Origin of the sequence: uncultured Aquincola sp. (genome assembly GCF_964001545.1) — a bacterium.
Lineage (GTDB): Bacteria > Pseudomonadota > Gammaproteobacteria > Burkholderiales > Burkholderiaceae_C > Aquincola.
In genome coordinates this window covers 1-5,060 of sequence record NZ_CAXFDV010000177.1, presented here as the reverse complement: position 1 = coordinate 5,060, position 5,060 = coordinate 1, and the positions used below count along the sequence as shown (strand labels likewise).

Below are 5,060 nucleotides of genomic sequence, written 5' to 3'. Positions count from 1 at the left end.
TTTACAAAGTCACACCACTGAAGACCCACCCGTCCGCCGGGCCGCCCCAAGGATGGGTGCTCCCCCTCGGGGGGGGCGCGAGCGCAGCGAGCTTGGGGGCCGACCCACCCGTCCGCCGGGCCGTCCCAAGGACGGATGCTCCCCCTCGGGGGGGCGCGAGCGCAGCGAGCTTGGGGGCCTACATCAAGCTGGCTGGAAGCCGCTCGCGCGGATGATCTTCGTCCACACCGCGGTATAGGCCCGCTCGCGGGCGCCCAGCTGGGCTGCGTTCATGTAGCCCACGCTCAGGCCCATGTTGGTCAGCCGCTCCTTCACCTCGGCCTGCGCCAGCACGCGGGCCAGCGCCTCGGAGAAGCGGTCCAGCCCCTCCTTGGGCGCGCCGGCGGGCGCGAACACGCCGTAGTAGGGCAGCTCCTCGAAGCCGCTCACGCCCACTTCGGCCAGCGTGGGCACGTCGGGCAGCAGGGCCTGGCGCTTGTCGCCCATCACCGCCACCACGCGCACCTTGCCGCTGCGGTGGTTCTCGATCAGGTCGGGGATGGAGCCCACGCCGCCGGCGATCTGGTTGCCCAGCATGTCGGCCATCATCGGCGCGCTGCCGCGGTACGGCGCCGAGATGAGGTCGACGCCGAACTTCTGCGCCAGCACCTTGACCATGAACTCGGGCACCGAAGCCGGCGCCGGAATGCCCAGCGCGCTCTTGCCGCCCTGGCTGGTCTTGACCCACTGCACGTACTCGGCCACCGACTTGGCCGGCGTGCCGCCCGACAGCGCCAGCGCATTGGCAAAGGTGGCAAAACCCGCCACCGGCACGAAGTCGTGCGCGGGGTCGAAGCCCGGCGTCTTGACCACCAGCGGCAGGATGGAGATGGTGTGGTCGTGGGTGAGGAACAGCGTGTGGCCGTCGGCCGGCGCGGCCTTCAGCGCCTGCGCGGCCAGCTGGCCGCCGGCACCGGCCTTGTTCTCGACCAGGAAGTTGGCACCGCCCAGCTCGGGCTTGAGCTTCTCGGCCAGCAGGCGGGCCACCGCATCGGTGCCGCCGCCCGGCGGAAAGCCCACCAGCAGGCGGTAGGTCTTGTCCGATTGCGCCCACAGCATGGGCGCGGCCAGCACGCCGGCCGAAGCGGCCAGCCCCTGCAGGGCGCGGCGGCGGGTGATGGACGGGCGGTCCGTCTGGGTGGGGGCGGTCATCACGATCTCCTGGTTCAACGACTGGGGGCGAATGTAGCAACGAGACCCAGGGAGGCGGCAGCAGGCGCTGCCGGCGCGGGCCTGGGCGATACTGGGCAGCCATGCAAATCCTGCGCCGCTCCACCTTGCTTGCCCGCCTCGTGCTGGCGTGCTTTCTGGTGGCCGTGGGGGTGGCCACGGCGGCGCCGCTGGTGCACCCGAAGGCGATGGAGCTGGTGTGCACCGCCGGTGGTGCCATCCAGTGGGTGATGGCGGACACCGACGCCGATGGCGATGCGCCCGCGATCGGCGCGCACACGCTGGACTGCGCGCTGTGCCTGCCGGTGGCGCTGCCGGCCACGCCGGTGCTGCCGCCGGTGGTGGCGCCGGCGCCGCCACTGCGCGCGGTGCATCCGTTCACGTCGGCCGAGATCGCGGCGCTGCTGGGTGCGCCGCTGCCGCCGCGCGGTCCGCCCGCGGCCGCCTGAAGCTGGCTGGGGCTGCCTGAGGCAGCCCACCCCCACCCCGATCGGCGATACCGCTGAAGGCCGCGCGCGCAGGGCGCCGAGGCCGCGGTCGCCCCGTTCCATCGCCGCCGCCGGGCGCGTGACCGCCTGCCGGGACCGTTTCCTGGCCGGTCGCTTGCCCCGCGGCGGCGACGAGATTGCACCCGAAGACACCCATGCTCCGTTTCCCGTCCGGCGCCGCCCGCGCGCCCCTGGCCGCCGCGGCCGCCCTTGTCCTGTCCACCACCGCCCATGCGCAGACCTCAGCCGCCGATGCGGCCGGCGACTCCACGCTGGTGCTGGGCACTGCCACCGTCAACGTCACCGCCAAGGCCCTGGGGCCGCTGCCGGCGCGCAGCGTGTTCAGCTCGGTCGACATCCTGGGCGCCAGCCTGCTGCAGGACCAGCATGTGGACTACAGCTGGGAGCTGCTGACGCGCGCCCCCGGCGTGCAGGTCACGCAGTTCAAGCAGGGCACCGATGCCGGCCGCTTCTCGTTCCGCGGCTTCAACGGCGAGGGCCGCATCAACGCCGTCAAGCTGCTGATCGACGGCATTCCCAGCAACGACAACGCGGGCGGCATGCCCTTTCTGGACGCGGTGTTCCCGCTGGACATCGAGGCCATCGAGATCGTGCGCGGCACCAACGACCCGCGCTACGGCCTGCACAACATCGCCGGCAATGCCAACGTGCGCACCCGCATCGGCGGCAACGAGGGCCGCGCCAGCGTCACCGTGGGCAGCTTCGGCACGCGCGAACTGCAGCTGGCCAAGGGCCTGGAAAGCGGCGCCTGGAGCCAGAATTACTTCATCGGCTGGCGCGACTCGGACGGCTACCGCGACCACGCCGAAGCGAAGAAGCTGGCACTGGCCGGCAAGTGGTTCTACACCGGCGCCAATGGCGCCTGGCGGGCCGGCGTGATCGCCCGCCACTACCGCAACCGCGCGCTGGAGTCGGGTTACCTGACCCGCGAACAGGCCGAAGCCGCGCCCCGCAGCTCACCCGCCTACGCGCAGGACGACCGCGGCGAACGCGACACCACCCAGCTCAGCGCGCATGTGGACGGCAGCCTCACGCCGGCGGTGTCGTGGTCGACCAAGCTGTACGTCAACCACTACGAGAACCGGCGCTGGGTGCGCTTCTCGGCCGCCGGGGTGCAGCAGGAGCGCTACAACGACGAGCGCCAGCGCGGCGCCATCGGCACGCTGACCTGGCGGCCCACCGTGAGCTGGGCGCATGAGTTCACGCTGGAAGGCGGGCTGGACGCGCAATGGCAGGACAACATCGGCCAGCGCTGGCGCACGGTCCAGCGCGTGCGCAGCTCGCAGTTCCGCGACTGGGACTTCGACCTCGACACCCGCGGCGGCTATGTGCAGGCGGTGATCCGCCCGGTGGCTGCGCTGAAGATCGTGCCGGCGCTGCGGCTGGACAAGATCAGCGGCCATTTCAACAACCGCCTGACCGGCGAGGCCTACGACGTGTACGACTACGGCCTCGTCAAGCAGCCCAAGATCAGCGTGGCCTACACCGTCTCGCCGCAGGCCAGCGTGTATGCCAACTGGGGACGCAGCTTCCAGATCGGCACTGGCATCGACGCCTACCGCACGCAGACACGCAACCTCTCGCCCTCGATCAACGACGGCTGGGAAGCCGGCCTCAAGTTCAGCCCGCTGGCCGGGCTGGAAGGCCGCGTGGCCTACTGGGAACAGCGCGCCTCGGGCGAGGTGGCGCGTGTGCTGGGCGTGGACGGCCTGCCCGACCCCGGCGGCCAGGGCAACGTCGGCCGCACGCTGCGCAAAGGCATCGACCTGCAGTTGCAGGGCCGGCCGACGGCCGGCACCACGGCCTGGGTGGCCTGGTCGCACCAGCTGGCGCGCATCACCGAACCCGACCCCAGCGCACCCACCACACGCGGCCAACAGATCGAAAACGTGCCGCGTTACCTGGCCACGGCGGGGGTGGACTGGCAGGTGCTGCCGCAGCTCAAGCTCTCGGCCTGGGCCAACGCTCAGGGCGACTACTACCTGGAGCGCAGCAACACGCTGGGCCAGGCCGGCGGCTATGCGCTGCTGAACCTGGGCGCCACCTGGCAACTGACGCCGGCCACCAGCCTGAACCTGCAGCTGAAGAACGTCACCGACCGACAGTACGTCTATGCCTGGTATGACAGCGGCTCTTCCGGCTACTCGCCCGGCGACGGCCGCAGCGCCTACTTGAGCCTGGACCTGAGGTTCTGATGGACAGCCGCGACAAGGACCTGTACCGCGCGGTGTGGCGCTGGCACTTCTATGCCGGGCTGCTGGTGCTGCCCTTCCTGGTGTGGCTGGCCATCACCGGCGGGCTGTACCTGTTCAAGGCCGAGATCGATGGCTGGTGGCACCGCGACCTGAAAGTGGTGGTGCCGGCCACCAGCGCGCCACGCCCCGCCAGCGAGTGGGTGGCCGCCGCGCTGGCCGCGCAGCCCGGCACGCTGCGCAAGCTCACGCCCGCCGCATCGGCCACCGGCTCGGCCGAGCTGGGCATCCGGCGGGCCGATGGCGAGCGGGTGACCATCTACGTCGATCCCTACCGCGCGCAGGTGCTGGGCACGCTGCCCGAGGGCGGCACGCTGGCCTGGACCATCCGCAAGCTGCACAGCCTGAAGTATTTCGGGCCGGTGGCCCGCGGCTTCATCGAGATGGCGGCCGGCTGGTCGCTGCTGCTGGTGGCCACCGGCCTCTACCTGTGGTGGCCGCGCGGCGCCCGCCAGGGCAGCGGTGGCGTGCTGACGGTGCGCGGCCGGCCGCGCCAGCGCGTGTTCTGGCGCGACCTGCATGCGGTGACCGGGCTGGGCGTGGGCGCGGTGCTGGCCTTCCTGGCCATCACCGGCATGCCCTGGTCGGTGCTGTGGGGCCAGCAGGTCAACCAATGGGCCAACGGCCACAACTTCGGCTACCCGGCCGGTGTGCGGGTGCAAGTGCCGATGTCGCAGCAACGCCTGCCCGAGACGGGCAGCACCGCCTGGTCGCTGACGCAGGCGCGGGTGCCGCAGTCGCAGGTGCCATCGTCGAGCGTGGCCGATGACCATGCCGGGCACGCCGGGCATGCAGGGCATCAGGGCCATGAGGCACCCGCCGCGCCACGGGCCGCCACCCTGCCCGGCATGCTGAGCGTGGACGCGGTCATGGCCCGGGTGCAGCGCCTGGGCCTGGCACCCGGCTACAGCGTGAGCCTGCCTGCGGGGCCCACCGGCGTGTTCACCGCTGCGGTGTACCCGCGCGATGTGGCGCAGCAGCGCGTGGTGCACCTCGACGCCTACAGCGGCGCGGTGCTGCTGGACATGGGCTATGCCGACTACGGCCCGCTGGGCCGCTGGCTGGAATGGGGCATCAACGTGCACCTGGG

The 5,060-nt window shown here is 71.7% G+C and carries 4 protein-coding genes; 3 read left to right on the top strand and 1 reads right to left on the bottom strand.

The features are described from left to right. Positions 1 to 183: 183 nt before the first annotated feature. A complete protein-coding gene (locus tag ABNT58_RS06050; protein ID WP_348752603.1) occupies positions 184 to 1,191 on the bottom strand; it encodes a tripartite tricarboxylate transporter substrate-binding protein in 1,008 nt (335 codons plus the stop codon). 101 nt (positions 1,192 to 1,292) lie between these two features. On the opposite strand from ABNT58_RS06050, the gene ABNT58_RS06045 reads away from it, so the two are divergent. From ABNT58_RS06045 to ABNT58_RS06035, 3 genes are all read left to right on the top strand, one after another. Further along, positions 1,293 to 1,658, top strand: coding sequence for a DUF2946 family protein (locus ABNT58_RS06045; RefSeq protein WP_348752602.1), 366 nt, complete (start codon positions 1,293 to 1,295; stop codon positions 1,656 to 1,658). Between the two features lie 194 nt (positions 1,659 to 1,852). Further along, positions 1,853 to 3,913, top strand: a complete 2,061-nt coding sequence (locus ABNT58_RS06040; protein ID WP_348752601.1) for a TonB-dependent receptor — start codon at positions 1,853 to 1,855, stop codon at positions 3,911 to 3,913. Further along, a partial coding sequence (locus ABNT58_RS06035) for a PepSY domain-containing protein (RefSeq protein WP_348752600.1) occupies positions 3,913 to 5,060 on the top strand: 1,148 nt, incomplete at its 3' end. The genes ABNT58_RS06040 and ABNT58_RS06035, both read left to right, overlap by 1 nt.